Here is a 16,624-nt window from a genome sequence, read left to right as displayed (position 1 = left end):
ACCAATCCACCCTGCCCGGACGGCATTGGACCCTGCGACGAATCCCCCCCCGCCCGGGGACAGCAGCCGAGTCCGCCGTCCCGCCCGGCCCGGGACGGCGGCGGAGCCGCGGCCAATCCACCCCGCCGGGACGGCACCGGAGTCTGCGGCGAATCCACCCGCCCTGGGACGGCGGCGGGCTACGCTGATGAAATCTTACGAATGCGCCGACTTCGCCCCTGTGGACCCTCATGACACCCATGCCCGCCCTCCGGCGGCGCCTCCCGGCCACGGGGCCCGCGTCGCGGGGTTCGCTGTGACAGTGCCCGGCGCCCGGGGCGGCCCACCGCCGCCCGATCCCCGCAGGATCGCCACCCGGCGCGAGTTCGGCCGCGAGCTGACCTTGCTGCGGCTCGGCGCGCGGCTGAGCGTGCGGAGTCTGGCGAAGGCCGCCGGCATGCCGGCGAGCACCCTGAACGGCTACCTGTCGGGGACGAATCTGCCCGGCCTGGCTCCCGAGGACCAGCTCCGCCGCATTCTGCGAGCCGCGGGCGTCACCCGCGCCGGCGAGGTGCAGGCGTGGGAAGAGGCGTACTGGCGGGTGAAGGGCACGGTCGGCGAACCGCCCGCCGGGCAGGCCCCGCGGCCCGGCGAGCCCGGCGCCGTCCTCTCCGCGGCCGGCGCCGCGCGGCTCACCGTGTCGACCAGGCCCCCTGTCGGGCGGCTGGACCACGAGCCGGCCCTGCGCGGCCGGGACGCGCTCGTCCACCGGCTGGGGGCGGCGGCCGCGGGCCCGCGCCTTCCCGGGGAGCCGGGGGTGCACGTCCTGCACGGCCTCGGCGGGTGCGGCAAGAGCACGGTGGCGCTGAGCGTGGCCCGGCAGGTCGGCGGGCAGGGCGTACGCACCTGGTGGGTGGCCGCGGACTCACCGTCCGCGGTCACCGCGGGCATGCTGGCGCTGGCACTCGAACTGGGCGCGTCCGCGGACGAGTTACGACTCGGCAGCCTTCCCGACGTCCTGGCGGGACGGCTGCGGGGCGTCGACGGGCGCTGGCTGCTGGTCCTGGACAATGCCGACGACCCGCCGGATTCCCTCGCCCTGCCCGGCCAGCGCGTCACGGACGGCGCAGGCTGGCTCACCGCCCCGCCGCAGAGCGGCACGGTCGTCGTCACCACCCGCGACGGCACCCCGGCGACCTGGGGCGCGCAACCGCCCGCGTGGCTGTCACTGCACCGGATGGGCGGCCTCGACCAGGAGCAGGGCGCGCTGGTCCTGCGCGAACTGGCCGGGCCCGGGGCCGGGTCCGGCGAGGAGGCCGAGTCGCTGTCCGCCCGGCTCGGCGGCCTGCCGCTGGCACTGGCGTCGGCCGGCCGCTACCTGGCCGAGGCGCGGGAGATACCCGCGGGGCTCGCCGCCGCCGACCTGCCGCGCGGCTTCGCCGCCTACCAGGAGGCGTTGGACCGTGAGGCGGGTGGGGAGCTGCTGACGGCGGTCCCGCCCGGAACCCCCGCCACCAGGCGCCGCCATGTCACCGTGGCCAGGACCTGGGAGCTGTCCCTCGACCTGCTCGACGGCCGCGGGCTGGCCCTGGCCCGGCCGCTGCTCCGGCTGCTGGCGTGCCTCGGCCCGTCGCCCGTGCCGTACGGGCTGCTGCTGCGCGCCGACCTGCTCGCCGGCTCACCGCCCTTCTCCCGGCTGCCCGCCGGCGGGGCGTGGGACGCGCTGCGCGGCCTGGACGGGCTCGGGCTGATCACCCTGTCGCGCGACGCGGACCCGCCGGTCCTCACGCTGCACACGCTGGTGCGGGACACGACCCGGCAGTCCGCCGCCTTCCGCGCGCAGCTCGACGACTACCTGGCCCCTGCCATGGCCCTGCTCCGCGCGGCCACCGCGACCGCGGACCCGAAAGCCCCGGCCGACTGGGACCTGTGGGGCCTGCTCGCCGACCATTGCGCCGCGCCGCTCGACCTGCTGGGCAAGCACGGCGCCGCCGGAGCCGGCGAGGGCTTCGCCGAGGCGCTGGGGCTGGCCCGCCGGGCGGCGGGGTTCCTGCGGGCGGCCGGCCACCTGGCGCGGGCCGAGGAGGCGTATCTGCGTGCCCTGGAAGCGGCGCGGGACCGTACGGCCGGCGACGACCCGCTGGTCCTCGGGCTGCGCCATGACCTGGCACGGGTGCGCTACGACCGGGGCCGGCCGGCCGACGCGGAGCGCGACTTCCGGCAGGTCCTGGCCGAGCGCCGGCGGCGGCTGGGCCCCGAGCACCCCGACACCCTCGTGTCGCAGCACTACCTGGCCCGTACGCTGCGCGAGAGCGGGCGACTCGACGAGGCGGGCGAGCTGTTCGCCGCCACGCTGCTGGCCAGGGTCCGCCTGCTGGGCGAGCTGCACCCCGACACGCTGACCAGCCGCAACGGGGTCGCGGACCAGTTGCGGGTGGCCGGCGACCTGCCGGCGGCGCGGGCCGCCTACGAGCAGGTGCTCGCCCTGCGCGGCAAGGTGCTGGGCGACCTGCACCCGGCGACGCTGGTCACCCGGCACCACCTGGCGGACCTCCTGCACGCGATGGACGAACTCCCCCGGGCCGAAGCCGAGTTGCGGCACCTGGCACGGGTCAACGACGAGGTGCGCGGCGAGCGGCACCCGCGGACCCTGGCCGTACGCCACTCGCTCGTCGCGGTGCTGCACGACCTGGGCACGCTGGACGAGGCCGAGAAGCTGGCCCGCGCGCTGCTGGCCGCCCGCCGCGAGCTGCTCGGGGCGACCCACCCCGCGACACTCCTGACCCGGCACCGCCTCGGGCTCGTCCTGCTCGACCGAGGCGCGGTCGACGAGGCGCGCGAGGAGCTGACCGCGGTCCTGGACGACCGACTGCGCCTGCTCGGGCCCGCCCACCCGGACACGGTGCTGTCGCAGGACACCGCGGAGGCGGTACGCCGCCGCGGCCCGACCGACGACGAGGAGCAGGGGAGCGCACATGGCTGACGGCTTCATCGAGGACGAGCTGCGGAACGGCCTGGAGCCGGCCGCAGCCGACGCCCTCGCGCAGTGGGCCGCCGTGCACGAGCGGCGCTACGGTTTCGACCGCTGGCTGGTCAACGGCCGCAGCCGCGCCCAGGTGGCCCTGGTGCGGGAGACCGACGAGCACCGCAGGAGGAGCCGCCGGCTGCTGATGAAGGTCGCGTCGGCGGGCGAGGAGACCTTCGACGCGATCGAGTACACCCGCCACCGCAACGCGATCAAGGACGCCGAGGCCTTCGCCGCCCGGCACCTGTCGGTGCCGGTGCACGAGCCGATACGCGTCGACGACACCACCTGGATCACCTTCCAGACGATCGCCGGCGAGACCTTCGACGACATGCAGGTGCTGACGACGCTGCTGCGCAGGATGCTGGACCGGGCCCCGGCCGCGCCCGGCTGGCCCGCGTATCCTCCGCAGGCCGTCGTGGACTCGTGTGTGGAGGTCGTCCGCGCGGTGCTCGCCGACTGGGCGCAGGACGTGTATCTGCCGCTGGACGAGAAGCCCCTCACCGTGGCGGAATTCCTCGGGCTCCACCTGCGCGGCCAGTTCGAGCCGGGCGGCCGGCTGTACGCCGCGGCGCAGGTCCACCAGGGCGAGGAGATCGTCCTGGAAGGGGAGCGCGGCCCGCTGCCGAATCCCTTCGCCGCGGCGCAGGGCGGCTACTTCGGCGACACCGCCTCCATCGGGCCGCTGCGCGGCAGGTGCCACGGCGACCTGCACACCGACAACGCGCTGGTGCGCGCCGGGTCGGTGCTGGCCGCCGGCGAGTTCTACCTCATCGACAACGCGCTCTACAGCGCCCACGGCCCGCTGACCCGCGACCCGGTCCACCTGGTGCTCTACGTCGCGGCCCGGACGCTGGACACGGTCTCCGACGCGCAGAAGGACGCGCTGATCGACCTGCTGCTCGATCCGCGCTCCGGTCCCGCCCTGCTGGTGCCGGGCTGGCTCGCGGCCCTCGTCACCGGCGTGGACCGGGCGGCCTCAGCCTGGATCGAGCCGTCGGGCCTGGCGAGGGAGTGGCGGGAGCAGACGCTGCTGTCCCTGGCCGCCTGCTCGCTGATGTTCATCGGGCGGACCTCGGTGCGGGAGGCGGACAAGGCCTGGTATCTGCGGCTGGCGGCGCGGGCGCTGAAGGAGTTCGCCGACCGGAACCCCGCCTCCCGCCGCACCGGCCCACCCGCCGCGGGCGGTCGCGCTCCCCGTACCGCGTGGATCGCCTGGCTGTGCCGCGACCTGCCCGAGGCGGCACGGGCGGCGGCCGCGCAGGAGGGCGGGGACCTGGCCGAGGAGCTGGAGGAACTGCGCGGCGCCGCGCTCAGCGGCCTGGACCGCACCGGGCAGTACCGGGAGTTCGTGCGGACCCTGGGCGGCCCCGACCCGGACAGCCGCTACGGCACGCGCGGCACCGAAGGGCAGCCCGAACCGGGCGAGGTCTTCGTCTGCCCGCTGGAGGTGTGCGGCCGCAGCGAGCGGCGCGAACCGGGCGGCGCGCTGCCGGCCTGCCACCTTCCACGCGCCGGCGCCAAGCCGCTGCGCCGCACGCTGCGCTGACGCCATGTGGGCATACGGCGAACACCCGCGCGCCTGGCGGGACCTCGGCACTCCCGAGGCCCTGCTGTGGACGGCCGGGGCGCTCTACGCGATCGGCGTCCGCCGCCACGGCGGCTGGCAGCACCTGCCGCACGAGCCCGCGGCCTGGATCAGGGCGGCGGTGCTGACCGCCGGCGCCGCCACGGCCGCGGTCCTGGCCCGGCGCATCCTCTCCCGCTACGTCGCCGACCTCTTCCTCGGCCGGCGCCACCAGGCCCTGCTCCGCCCGTGGTTCCACCGCCGCCTGCGCCGCTGGGAGGAGGCCGACCGCCTCGCGGTCGCCCACGCCCACGACGCCGCCGGCCCGCGCCACGCGGCGGCACGCAACCGCGTCGCCCTGGCCCGACCGCGCTCGGCGACCTGGATGGGCGACCGGCTGCAGGCCGTGGAGTCCCGCGTACGGGCCGAGTACGGCCTCGACCTGCCGTCCGCCTGGCCGCGCCTGTGGCTGCTGCTCCCCGCCCCCGACCGCGACGACCTGCGAGCCGCCGACCGCGCCTGGCTCGACGCCACCGACTCGGCGTCGTGGGCGCTGCTCTCCCTCGTCCCCGCCCTGGCCTGGTATCCGTTGACCGCCCTGTCGCTGCTGACCTGGCTGGGCGCGCTGCTCCGTGCCCGCGCCGCCGTCGAGGCCGCCGCCGACCTGGTGGAGGCCGCGGTGGACCTCCACGGCCAGGCCCTGGCCCGCCGGCTGGGGGCCGCCCCCGCGGAGGAGGTGCAGGTGACCCCGGCCATCGGCCGCGAGGTCAACTCCCGCCTCCGCAAGGGCGGCTGACCGCGAGCGGAAGTCGCCTACCGCGCCGGAGTCACCACCATCGCCGACCCGCCGCCGCGGCGTACCGGCTCCGCCGCGGCCAGCCAGCGGCCGTCGGGGAGGTGCTGGATACCGGTGGCGGCGCCGATCTCCGGGTTCTGGGTGAAGTGGTGGCCGATGCCCTCCAGGCCGGACCTCAGCGGGCTGTTCCACAGGGCGGGTTCGAGTTCGGTGTTCGCCGCGTTGCGCTGGCTGGCGCGGGGCGCGGCGATCGCGTCGAGCAGGGGCAGGCCGCGGTCGACGTGCTCGGTGAGGACCTGGAGCACGGTGGTGATGATGGTCGCGCCGCCGGGCGAGCCGATCGCGAAGTCCGGCAGGCCGTCCTTGAGCACGATGGTCGGGGAGATCGACGAGCGCGGGCGCTTGCCGGGTCCGGGCAGGTTGGGGTCGTGGACGGCCGGGTTGGCGGGCACGAAGGAGAAGTCGGTCAGCTCGTTGTTGAGCAGGAAGCCGCGGCCCGGCACGGTGATCGCGCTGCCGCCGGTCTGCTCGATGGTCAGCGTGTAGGCGACGACGTCGCCCCACTTGTCGGCCACCGTCAGGTGCGTGGTGTTCTCGCCCTCGTACGTGGTCGGCGCGGCGGTTCCCGTACCGCCGCACGCGGCCGGGTGCGCCGGGTCGCCCGGGGCGAGCGGGCTGGTCAGCACCGCGTCGTCCTTGATCAGGCAGGCCCGCGAGTCGGCGAACGGCTGCGAGGTCAGCCCCGCGGTCGGCACCTGCTCGAACGCGGGGTCGCCGACCCAGCGGCCGCGGTCGGCGAACGCGATCCGGCTCGCCTCGATGTAGTGGTGCAGGTATTGCACCTGCGAGGCGTTCTTGAGGTCGGTGTGCTGCAGGATGTTCAGCGCCTCGGCCACGGTGGTGCCGCCCGACGAGGACGGCGAAGGACCGTAGACGTCCAGTCCGCGGTATTCGGTGTGGGTCGGTGCCTGCCTCTTCGCGCTGTACGACGCCAGGTCCGCGGCGGTGAGGTCGCCGGTGCGCACCACGCGGGTGGCGGCGGGGTCCACCGGGGGATTGCGTACGGTGCGGACGATGTCCGCGCCGATGTCGCCGTGGTAGATCGCGCCGACCCCCTTGGCGCCCAGCTCCTGGTAGGTGCGGGCGAGCTGGGGATTGCGCAGCGTGGAGCCGACGGCCGGTGGCTGCCCGCCGGGCAGGAACAGCGCGGCGGTGGCCGGGAAGTCCTTGAAGCGGGCCTGGTTGGCCGCGGTCTGGGAGTTGAAGGTCGCGTCCACGGTGAAGCCGTCGCGGGCGATCTTCTCGGCGGGCCGCAGCACCTCGCCCAGCCGCCGCGAGCCCCAGGAGTCGAGTGCCGTCTGCCAGGTCGCGGCGGTGCCGGGCACGCCGACGCTGCGGCCGCTGGTGACCGCGTCGGCGAAGGCCAGCGGCTGGCCGTTCTCGACGAAGAGCTGGTCGGTGGCACTGTGCGGCGCGGTCTCCCGGCCGTCGATGGTGAACACCTTGTGCTGCCGGGCGTCGTAGTAGACGAAGTAGCCGCCGCCCCCGATGCCCGAGGAGTACGGCTCGGTGACGCCGAGCGCCGCGGCGGTGGCCACGGCGGCGTCCACCGCGTTCCCGCCGCGCCGCAGCACGTCGAGGCCGGCCGCGGAGGCGTCGGCGTCCACGCTGGCGACGGCACCGCCGTACCCGACGGCGAGCGGGGCCTTGGCGGGTGGTGCCCCCGGGTCGTGGTGCGCCGGCGCGGCGGCGGTGAGGGCGCCGGCCACCACCGCGGCGGCGAGCACGGACCCCGCCCGCGCGGCCCGGCGTCGCGGGTCGCGCCCGGATGGATGCGCTTGCGAGTACGTGCGACGGTTGCGTCCCATGACGGAGCCTCCACTCAACGAACGTTCCGGCAGACTAACTTCACCTCTGCCGTCCCGTCAGGAGCACGCCGGACAGTCGGGCCGTCCGCCGCGCGGGTTCGGCCGCGCGGGAACCGCGCCCCCGGCCCGCCACGTGGCAGGTGACGGGCCGGGGACGCGGGACGTCAGCGGCCCTGGAGGGACTTGGCGTTGTCGCCGAAGCTCCAGCCCTTCGAGCCGTCCCAGTTGACCGACCACGTCATGAGCCCCTTCAGCGCACCGCCGAAGGCGTTCCACGACTGGCCGACCAGGCCGGGCGCCATGTAGCCGCCGCCCGCGCCGGGTTGGGCCGGCAGGCCGGGCACCTGCTTGTCGTAGGGCACCTTGATGGTGGTGCCCTGGACGACCAGGCCGTTGTTCAGGCAGGTGGTCTGCGCGGTGAAGCCCGCCACCGTGCCGGCTTCGTACGAGTCGCCGGAGCAGCCGTACATGCTGCCGTTGTAGTACTGCATGTTCAGCCACCACAGGCGGCCGTTGTCCGCGTACTTCTTCACGATCGGCAGGTAGGCCCCCCAGATCGACCCGTAGACGACGCTTCCGCCGGTGACGTACGCCGTCTCGGGTGCCATCGTGAGGCCGAAGCCCGCGGGCATCTGCGCCAGCACGCCGTCGATGACGCGCTCCAGGTTGGCCTGGGACGTCGACAGCGTGCCGATGCTGCCGCTACCGACCAGGCCGCTCTCGATGTCGATGTCGATCCCGTCGAAGTTGTACTTCTTCAGGATCGGGACGATGGTCGACACGAAGCGGTCGGCGACGGTGCTGGAACTCAGGTCGACGCTGGCGGTCGCGCCGCCGATGGACATCAGGATCGTGGCGCCGGCCGCCTTGGCCTGGCACATCTCGGCAGGAGTGGCGACCTTGACGCCGGTGTCCATGCCGTCCTGCCACTCGACGGTGCCGTCGGGGAGGATCACCGGGAAGGCGGCGTTGATGACGTTGTAGCCGTGCTGGGCGATGCGGCTGTCGGTGATGGGGGTCCAGCCGAGGCCGGGGTGGACGCCGTTCGCGGCGCCGTCCCAGTTCTCCCAGTAGCCCTGCAGGACCTTCCCCGACGGCCGGGGCTTGGTGGCGCAGGTCTGCCCCGGTGGGGCGGTGGTCGGCGGGGCGGTGGTCGGCGGGGTGGTGGTCGGCGGGGTGGTGGTCGGCGTCACGGTGGGCGAGGTGGGCGGGGTCGTCGGCGGGGTCGTCGGCGGAGTGGTGGTGGGTGTGGTCGGCGGCGTGGTGGTGGTGCCGCCGGGGCCCGCGAGGGACACGTCGTCCGCGTAGTACGTGGGCTGTCCGTACCAGCCGTGCAGGTAGACGGTCACCGAGGTGGTGTTCGCGCCGGTGGTGAAGTTGAGGCTGAGCTGGGTGTACGACGAGGCGCCCGGCGTCCAGGTGGAAGGGTCGCCGGCGGCGCCGGTGCCGGTGGCGCCCAGGTAGACGTAGCTGCCCTGGACGTAGGCGCTCAGCGTGTAAGGCGAGTTGGGCTTCACGCTGATCGTCTGGGTGCACTGGGCGTCGTCCTGGCCGGCCGGCGTGGCCTTCAGGGCGGAACTCCCGGAGTGCACCGGGCTGCTGACGGCCGCGCCGGAGCCGCCGGAGCAGGACCAGTTGGACAGCCCGCTCTCGAAACCGGGGTTGGCCACCAGGTTGGTGGTGGCGGCCCCGGCCGCGCCGGAGCCGACCAGGGCGAGGCCGGCGCCGACGACCGCGGCGGCGCACACCCCCGCGAGGGTGCGCTGCAGGACGGTCGACCGGTGCTCGGCACGGCTCGTACGACTCACGTGCGATGCACGTTCCACGGCTGCCTCCTGGGGCAGTGAATTCGGAAGTGGCGCGCTCCCGCGTGCGTCGCCGCCTGGGCGGCCGGGATCCGGACGAGGGCGGCCGGCACCGGCCGGACGCCGAGTACGTCGGCCTCCGACGGGCATGCCGCTGCCTTCGCGCCGCGTGCCATGGGCATGAGCGGGTGCGGTGGGCTTGACGCCCGGCTCTGGGTGGAGTGGAGACATGCGCGCTGTGACCGTCGGGATCGTAGGAGCGGCGGCAGGGCGCGTCAATAGGTCTGGACCAAAGGCGGGTGAGGCGCGCGGAGCGCACCCCGGCTCTCTCCCCGGTTCTCCGGTGCGTTCCGCCGCCTCCGGATAAAATCGGCCGTCGGGGACCAGGGCCTTGCCGGCGGCCCGGGGGCTTGGGGGGATCACGTGAATCAGTCACATCGCGGCGTCCGGATTCGGGCGGTCGCGGTAGTCGCCGCGGGCCTGCTCGCGGCAGGGTGCTCGAGCGGCGGCGGCCACGGTGACGACCGCACCGCGGGGACGGAGTCCCCCACGGCGACCGGCACCGGCCTGGCGGCGTCGGCCACGCCCACCCCCACGGCGCACACGACCGCGCCGCCCCCGTACCCGACCGGCGCGGCCGGCTGCCACCAGAACAAGGGGTGGAACGCCGACCAGGCCGCGGAATGGGTGCGGTTCGGGCAGATCGGCTCGCAGACGTGGTCCGACCCGACGTGGGGCCACGTGCGCTTCGACAAGGCCTCCCCCGGCTTCGACGGGCCGCTGTGCCAACCGGTGGCCGTGCAGGTCCAGTACTGGAAGATCACCTACCACGCCACCGGAGACGACCCCCTGAGCGCGGGGGACGCCAAGTACTCCTTCACCCTCGCCCCCCTCCAGCGGACGCAGGTACGCGTGGACGGCCGGGCGGTGAAGGACGTCTACCCGCCGAAGAGCATCGGAAGCGGCCGGCCCGGGGCGTGCGTCGGCTACCTGGCAGCGATCTACACCGGCGCCGGACCGCTGACCGCGAAGGAGCTCCCGACCAAGATCCTGACCGGCGGCCTGGTGGGCCAGTCGGTGACCTTCCCCGACAAGCGGGTCGCCGACTCCCGCCTCCAGGAGCCGTCCGCCCCCCAGACCTGCGACCGCTCCGGACACCCCTACCCCACCTCGCGCGGCATCCCCACCGGCCCGTCCGGCATACCCGACCTCCCGGGCCTCCTGGCGCCGACCACCCTCCCGCCACTCCCCCTGGCTCCCCGCTAGTGCGTGGCCGGAACCCCAGCTGCTGCGGCAAGCCACCCTTCCCGCCCCGCACTTGACGTCCCCCGCGCGCCGGTCCCGCCGAGGGACCTGTGACCCCTGCGACCCCAGTGACCATCGACTTCCAGGCTGACGTTCGGTCAGTATGGGGCGTTCGAGGAGATCGCAGACGGGCGGAGGCTGAGGACCATGGGTCACAGGCGCAGAGCGCGGCGGAGACTGGCGGCATGCGCGGTGGGCGCGACGCTGGTCGTCATGGGGGGCGTGACCGCCCCGGCGGAGGCTGCCGGCGTGGGCGAGGCAGGCGCGGGCGCGGCAGGCGCGGGGCCGGTTGCCGCGGGCGAGCAGCGGGACTTCGCCTACGCCGCGCACGAGTCCGGGGTGCCGGAGCCGGTGCTGCTGGCAGTCGCCTACCAGGAGTCCGGGTGGGAGGTCCACCAGGGTCACAACACGAGCGGCGGATACGGCCCGATGAGCCTGACGGACGTGACGCCGTCGATGCTCGTGGACGGTGCGGCCGGCGCGGCGGGCCGCCCGGACCTGGCGTCGCCGGCGTCCGACCCGTCGCTGCACACGCTGCCCGCCGCGGCCGCGCTGGCCGGCCTGCCGGCCCAGCGGGTACGGACCGACCGGCGGTCCAACATCCGCGCCGCCGCCGCGCTTCTGGCCTCGTACGAGCGGGACCTGCGGGGCGACACTCCGCAGGGCCCTGCCGTGTGGTATTCCGCGGTCGCGCGGTACAGCGGCTCCTCGGACCGGGCGGCCGCCACCGCCTTCGCGGACCGCGTGTTCGCGACGATGAAGGCGGGGGCCGAGCGCACCACGGCCGACGGCCAGGAGGTGCGACTCGCGCCCGCACCCGCGCTGCTCGCGGACACCACCGGTCTCTCGTCCCTGCACCTGGAGCGGACCTCGGACGCGGGCACCGACTGCCCGCCGGACCTCGACTGCCGGTCGGCGCCCGCGGCCACGACCAATTACCAGGTCGCGACCCGTCCGTCCGACGGGATGACGATCGACTACATCGTCATCCACGACACCGAGTCGTCGTACGACTCCGCCGTCGCCACCTTCCAGAACCCCGCGAGCAGGGTCGCGGCCAACTACGTGATGCGCGCCTCCGACGGCGCGGTGACCCAGTCGGTGGCCGGCAAGGACCTGGCCTTCCACGCGGGCAACTACTGGTTCAACATGCACTCGATCGGCATCGAGCACGAGGGCTTCGCGGCCCACGGGGCCACCTGGTACACCCAGGTGCAGTACGAGAACACGGCCGCCCTGGTGACGTACCTGGCCGCGAAGTACCACGTCGCGCTGGACCGCGAGCACATCATCGGCCACGACAACGTCCCCGGCCCGGTCGACGCGTCGGTCGCCGGCATGCACTGGGACCCGGGACCCTACTGGGACTGGAACCGCTTCATGGAGATGGTGGGCGCGCCGGTGGCCGAAGGCCCGCACGGAGTGGGACCGGTCGGCAGCGCGGTGACGATCGCACCGCGCTTCGCCTCCAACGACCAGACGGTGACGGTGTGCCCGGCGGACGATCCGACCGGTGCGACGCCCGCGTGCGCGGACCGGTCGGAGCCGTCGAACTTCCTTTACGTGCGCAGCGCGCCGAGCGCGAGCGCACCGCTCGCGACCGACCCTTACGTGCACGCGGACGGCTCCCCCGGCACCGACGAGATCAACGACTGGAGCGCCACCGTGTCGGCGGGCCAGCAGTTCGTCGTGGCCGGCCGGCAGGGCGAGTGGACGGCCATCTGGTACGGCGGGCAGAAGGTCTGGTTCGACAACCCGCACGGCATGAACACCGTCCGGGCCCGGCACGTGCGGATCCTCACGACGGCCGGCGCCGCCGACGCCCCGCTCTTCGGCGAGGCCTACCCCGACGCGTCCGAGTACCCCGCGGGCCTCGGGGTGGACACGGCCCCGGCGTTCACCCGGTACACCTTCCCGGCGGGCCAGAAGTACGTCGCGACAGCCCAGCCGGTCCACCGTGACGACTTCTACCCGGCGAACGGCACGACGCGCCTCACCGAGACCCACATCCAGGGCGCCGGCACGGTGTACACGATCCAGTACAACCACCGCCTGGCCCTGGTCAACGCGGTGGACGTCCACTGCACCTGACGTGCGCCCCTCTGGCCCCCGACCGCGTAGCCGACCGCGGCGGGGGCCCTACGAGGTGTGCCTCGGACGCCGACTATCCGAAGGTCCACTTCTGGTTGCTGCCGCCGTTGCACGACCAGAGGTCCACCAGAGCTCCGTTGGCGGTGGAAGCTCCGACCACGTCCAGGCACAGGCCGGACTGGACGCTGGTGATCGTGCCGTTGGGGTTGACGTTCCACTGCTGGTTGGCCTGGCCATTGCACGACCAGACGATCGCCTTGGTGCCGTTGGCGGTGCCCTTGGCGTTGGCGTCCAGGCAGAGGGTGCTGCCTCCGACCGCGACCGTCAGCTCGTTCGACGAGTTGTGCGTCCAGGTCTGGTTGGCCTGGCCATTGCAGCTGTAGATCTGCAGCTGGGTGCCCGGCGTCGTGGTCGAGTTCGGGTCGTCCAGGCACTTGGCCGCGCCCACGGCGTGCAGCGCGCCCGTGGTGGCGGGGGTGGAGCCGCCGCCGTCCAGGCCCATGAAGTGAACGGCGTAGGCGGCCATCTGCGTGCCCTGGATCGGCAACTGGTGCCCGGCACCGACGATGCTGTACGTCTCGACCTGCGTGCTGCCGGAGGCGTTGTTGTATCGGGCCCTGTTCCAGTTGGTGACCGGGGTGTCACTCGACGACGGGGTCTGACCCACCCCGAGTACGTTCGTCCACTGCTTGGTCTCTTCACCGAGGTTGTTGTAGTTCAAGGTGGTGTCGGCGGTGCCGTGCCACAACTGCACGCGGGGACGCGGCCCGTTGTACCCGGGGTCGGCGTTGTTGCGCACCAGGTCGCCCCACTGCTGCGGGGTCATGGAGACCTGTCCCCCGGCGCAGGGCCCGTTCCAGCCGCGCACGGTGCCCGTGTAGAAGCAGTGGTAGGGCACGCCCATGAACGCCGCGCCCGCCTTGAAGACGTCCGGGTAGTCCGCGAGCATGACGTTGGTCATCATCCCGCCCGACGACTCGCCGGTGACGTACACGGCGTCGGGGTTCCCGCCGTAGTGCTGCTCGGTGTACGTGATCATCGACATCAGCCCGACCGGGTCACTGCCGCCGTTGCGCCGCAGCGCCTGGTCGGACGAGACGTCCCAGCAACTGCCGCCCGGGTTGGACGAGGGGTAGATGACGATGAACCCGTCCTGGTCCGCCAGCGATCCGAAGTCGGTGCTGGAGTACAGGTAGGGCCCGGATCCCTGGCAGCCGTGCAGCGCCAGCAGGATCGGCGGGTTGGCCTTGACGTTGTTCGGCACGTACACGTACATCTGCAGATTGGTCGGGTTGGTGCCGAAGTTCGTGACCTGGGTCAACGAGGCCGCTGCAGCCCGGGGCGCGGCGGGCAGACCCACCCCGATCGCAGCGACGACCGCCAGGAGCAGTCCCAGCAAACGGGACTGCAAGGACCAGATTCGCGCCATGGGATCTCTTCCTCCGCGGGTTGTTGGTCGGCTCGGGTGTGCGGGTGTTCCCGGGTTCCTCGCATCGGCTTCCGCGTCGCCGTGCACGGCAGGTGAAGGACGTCGATGAGGTCATCGCGGAACAGCTCTGCCACCGGGATGTGACGTACTGATCGGCTCCGGACGCGTTCCGCCAGGATTCACCGGTCGAGCCGCCGGTCCTGGCCGCCAATCGCCCGTGGACGTCCGGGGACAGAGCACGGTGCGGGTCCTTGGACCATCAGGAGCCGTCGAACCGTTGCCGGGGCCACCATCAGCGGGCCGCCGCACCGAGCCGCACCGGGCTCTCCGCCGGCGACTCGCCGGGAGCCGTCCCCCACTCGAACGTCGACTCGGAAGGACCCTCCACGGGCGCCACCACGCCCCCTGAGCAGGACGGATGACGAATCGGCACCCGCAGCGGTGGCAAGTCGCTCAGAAGCGGGCCGGTCGCCCGCGCGGGATCCCCGCGCTACCCGGCGGAAGAGGCTGATGATGGAGCCGGCGCAGGGCTGGTCCTCGGGTCACGGGAACACTCCTGAAGGAGAAGAACGCGGTCGCTCGAAAGTGAGCGCTAACATTCAGCGTGGGGGGTCAGGCGTGTACAGCGGGGCACCCGGGCAGCGTGCCCGTGGGGGTGCCGAAATGAGACTGACACATCCCGCTGCGATACCTCAAGGGGCGTGCGGCAAGACCTGCTCCGGTGCGGGTCCGGGGCCTCCGGAACCGGTGACCGCGAGGCCGGGATGTCCGGCACCCGGCTCGGCCCGGGCCTCCACGGGGCTCGTCGTCGGCTCCAAAACGGCGCTGGGTCCGCCGAAGTCGCCCCCGCCGCGGGGCCCGCAGCCGGCGCAAGGTGACTCAACGACAGATCCGCGAGACGCTGGACGCCTGAACGCCGCATCCCCGGCAAGGACAGGTGCCACCCAACGCGACGCATGACGCGGCCTTCGCCAGCCCCCGGCCGCGCCGCGAGGCATCCGCCGAGCAGGAGGCCACACCCGGTCTCGCTCGCTGACCACCCGTGCACTGCTGGAGATGGACGCCGCCACGCGCCCGTCCCGGCGGTGCTGGCGAGAGGCTCAGGCGGCGGATCGCCTCTTCGGATCGGTGGGAATGCCCGCGTGCTCGTCGAAGAGCTGCTCAAGAGCCTCGTGTCCCTGATCGCGGCGGTACGCCATCTCCGCCACGGTGACCGGCACGAGCCGGAGGATGCGGGCCTGGCCGTCCGGCAACGGACAGTGCTCCAGGCCGGGACCGTGGAGACAGGGGAGACCGACCAGCAGGTGGTCGCACTCGGACCCGGGCAGCCACGGCTCCCCGATGGGCAGGCTGTGCCCAAGATCCAGGTGGTGACCGGCATGGTAGTGGGCCGGTCATGGCCAGAAGCTCGGCGAATCACTCGTCACGAACAGCCGCCGCGAGGACGAACTCCACGCCGTGGCCGTCTCTTTCAGCCACGGACCAGCACCCCGCGGTGACGTACGCCCAACTGGCTGCTCGCGAACCCGGGCTGACGGTGAGAACCCTCAGCCGGCCTCGCCCGAATCGTCCGGCCGCCTTGTCCCTGCTGCCACACAGTCGCACGCATGGACAAACCCCCGGATGGACAGGGGGTCTGCCGCACCTGCATCGCCCCACTCCCGCATCGGGGAGTGGGCGAGCTGCGGAGCCCGCCGAGAGCCGGCCACCCGCGATGATCAGGGGCGACCGTTGTGTCCGAACTGCGCCGGCACGGAGAAAGGAGCCGATGAGAAGCTGGCTTCATGATTGACAAAGCCGGCGGGGTTCAAGGTCAGACGGTTCACGAGGGAAAGTACGCACGTGTCGAGCGGGAGCGGCGGTTCCTCCTGGCTGAAGCGCCGGCCCCGTCAGCGGCGACGGTCACGCGGATGATCACGGACCGGTACCTGGTGGGCACACGTCTGCGTCTGCGCCGCGCCGAGCGGTCGGACGGCGGCTGCGAGCTCAAACTCACCCAGAAGGTGCCGGTCGCTCTGCCGGGCGCGGTCCAGGGACTGATCACGAATACGTACTTGTCGTCGGCCGAGTACGACCTACTCGCCTCCCTGCCGGCCGCAGTGCTGTCCAAGGCGCGTTTCAGCTTGCCCCCCTTTGGCGTTGACGTCTTCGAAGGCCCCCTGAAGGGCCTGGTCCTGGCGGAGGCCGAGTTCACCACCGACGGGGAGGCACAGTCCTTCGTGCCCCCTCCAGAGTGCGTGGCAGAGGTGACCGACGATGCACGCTTCACAGGAGGCCGCCTTGTCGAGACCTCCCGCCCAGACCTGCTCCAGTGGCTGGCCGAGTACGGGCTCCATCCGACGACTTCCTAGCAGCCGAAGCCACTCGGGCCCAGGCATTCGGACAGTTCCAACACCCGACGTCCCCCTTAGTCGCTGTTGTCGTTCCGAACTTGAGGGCGGCGTTTTGCCTGGTCAGGCATAGGGACGGTGACTCGGTGGGAGTTGTGGTCTGTCGGGTTGTCGCTCGCCGGGGAGGCTTGGATGCCGTCAGTTGTCGGACTGCTGGAACAGCACGAGCTCGCTGCTCGCCGTCGTGTCGACGGGTTGCGGGAGGAAGCTGATCGGATCCAGGCCGAGCTGGCTGCGGCTGAGCTGGAATGGCAGGAGTGGACGGTTGCCCGCAGGCGGGTCGGCGCTGTCCTGGCCCCCGGCGCCGGCACCACCGGGACGGAGGTCACCTCGATCCCGGTGGACGCGGATGCGCCGTCGCCGCCCGGG

General features: G+C 73.3%; 10 protein-coding genes and 1 pseudogene. 7 read left to right on the top strand and 4 right to left on the bottom strand.

What is annotated here, in order from left to right; genetic code table 11:
• The first annotated feature begins 295 nt into the window (after positions 1-295).
• The 3 genes from BUE44_RS28205 to BUE44_RS28195 are packed head-to-tail and all read left to right on the top strand — an operon-like array spanning position 296 to position 5,367.
• Positions 296-2,962 (top strand): tetratricopeptide repeat protein, encoded by a 2,667-nt coding sequence (locus tag BUE44_RS28205; protein WP_107415858.1) that lies wholly within the window; start codon positions 296-298, stop codon positions 2,960-2,962.
• Positions 2,955-4,553: a hypothetical protein gene (locus tag BUE44_RS28200; RefSeq protein ID WP_073501840.1), complete on the top strand. Its 1,599-nt coding sequence runs from the start codon at positions 2,955-2,957 to the stop codon at positions 4,551-4,553. Before BUE44_RS28205 ends, BUE44_RS28200 begins: the two co-directional genes overlap by 8 nt.
• Positions 4,554-4,557: 4 nt before the next feature.
• Positions 4,558-5,367 carry a hypothetical protein gene (locus BUE44_RS28195; protein ID WP_073501839.1) on the top strand — a complete coding sequence of 270 codons (810 nt, stop codon included), beginning with the start codon at positions 4,558-4,560 and terminating at the stop codon, positions 5,365-5,367.
• A 17-nt stretch (positions 5,368-5,384) separates the two neighbouring features.
• Here BUE44_RS28195 and ggt read toward each other — a convergent pair whose 3' ends face one another.
• Together ggt and BUE44_RS39865 are read right to left on the bottom strand one after the other, a co-directional pair.
• Positions 5,385-7,235: a gamma-glutamyltransferase gene (gene ggt / locus BUE44_RS28190; protein ID WP_079190155.1), complete on the bottom strand. Its 1,851-nt coding sequence runs from the start codon at positions 7,233-7,235 to the stop codon at positions 5,385-5,387.
• Positions 7,236-7,399: 164 nt separating this feature from the next.
• On the bottom strand, positions 7,400-8,983 hold the full coding sequence (locus BUE44_RS39865; protein ID WP_200804554.1) for a carbohydrate binding domain-containing protein: 1,584 nt from the start codon (positions 8,981-8,983) through the stop codon (positions 7,400-7,402).
• 480 nt (positions 8,984-9,463) lie between these two features.
• Between BUE44_RS39865 and BUE44_RS28180 the strand changes: the two genes are divergently transcribed.
• Positions 9,464-10,306, top strand: coding sequence for a hypothetical protein (locus BUE44_RS28180; protein ID WP_073501837.1), 843 nt, complete (start codon positions 9,464-9,466; stop codon positions 10,304-10,306).
• Between the two features lie 252 nt (positions 10,307-10,558).
• Positions 10,559-12,436 (top strand): N-acetylmuramoyl-L-alanine amidase, encoded by a 1,878-nt coding sequence (locus tag BUE44_RS28175; RefSeq protein WP_107415865.1) that lies wholly within the window; start codon positions 10,559-10,561, stop codon positions 12,434-12,436.
• A gap of 73 nt (positions 12,437-12,509) precedes the next feature.
• Here the strand turns inward: BUE44_RS28175 and BUE44_RS28170 are convergent, their stop codons facing one another.
• The gene (locus BUE44_RS28170) at positions 12,510-13,865 is read right to left on the bottom strand and encodes an extracellular catalytic domain type 1 short-chain-length polyhydroxyalkanoate depolymerase (protein WP_073501835.1); all 1,356 of its coding nucleotides are present in this window, start codon (positions 13,863-13,865) and stop codon (positions 12,510-12,512) included.
• Positions 13,866-14,965: 1,100 nt separating this feature from the next.
• Positions 14,966-15,193 carry a suppressor of fused domain protein gene (locus BUE44_RS38860; protein ID WP_235002547.1) on the bottom strand — a complete coding sequence of 76 codons (228 nt, stop codon included), beginning with the start codon at positions 15,191-15,193 and terminating at the stop codon, positions 14,966-14,968.
• A gap of 456 nt (positions 15,194-15,649) precedes the next feature.
• On the opposite strand from BUE44_RS38860, the gene BUE44_RS28160 reads away from it, so the two are divergent.
• The gene (locus tag BUE44_RS28160) at positions 15,650-16,216 is read left to right on the top strand and encodes a CYTH domain-containing protein (protein ID WP_073501834.1); all 567 of its coding nucleotides are present in this window, start codon (positions 15,650-15,652) and stop codon (positions 16,214-16,216) included.
• Positions 16,217-16,387: 171 nt separating this feature from the next.
• Positions 16,388-16,624 (top strand): annotated as a pseudogene (locus BUE44_RS37190) (hypothetical protein); the annotation flags it as partial.

The organism is Actinacidiphila paucisporea, from assembly GCF_900142575.1.
Lineage (GTDB): Bacteria > Actinomycetota > Actinomycetes > Streptomycetales > Streptomycetaceae > Actinacidiphila > Actinacidiphila paucisporea.
The sequence above is the reverse complement of the archived record's forward strand: the minus strand, read 5'-3'. Positions and strand labels throughout refer to the sequence as shown.

What these genes read in the sequence shown, in the direction of transcription:
- BUE44_RS28200 (WP_073501840.1), top strand. Translation starts at nt 2,955, where the DNA reads ATGGCTGACGGCTTCATCGAGGACGAGCTGCGGAACGGCCTGGAGCCG.
- BUE44_RS28170 (WP_073501835.1), bottom strand. Translation starts at nt 13,865, where the DNA reads ATGGCGCGAATCTGGTCCTTGCAGTCCCGTTTGCTGGGACTGCTCCTG.
- BUE44_RS28195 (WP_073501839.1), top strand. Translation starts at nt 4,558, where the DNA reads ATGTGGGCATACGGCGAACACCCGCGCGCCTGGCGGGACCTCGGCACT.
- ggt (WP_079190155.1), bottom strand. Translation starts at nt 7,235, where the DNA reads ATGGGACGCAACCGTCGCACGTACTCGCAAGCGCATCCATCCGGGCGC.
- BUE44_RS28175 (WP_107415865.1), top strand. Translation starts at nt 10,559, where the DNA reads ATGGGGGGCGTGACCGCCCCGGCGGAGGCTGCCGGCGTGGGCGAGGCA.
- BUE44_RS28160 (WP_073501834.1), top strand. Translation starts at nt 15,650, where the DNA reads ATGATTGACAAAGCCGGCGGGGTTCAAGGTCAGACGGTTCACGAGGGA.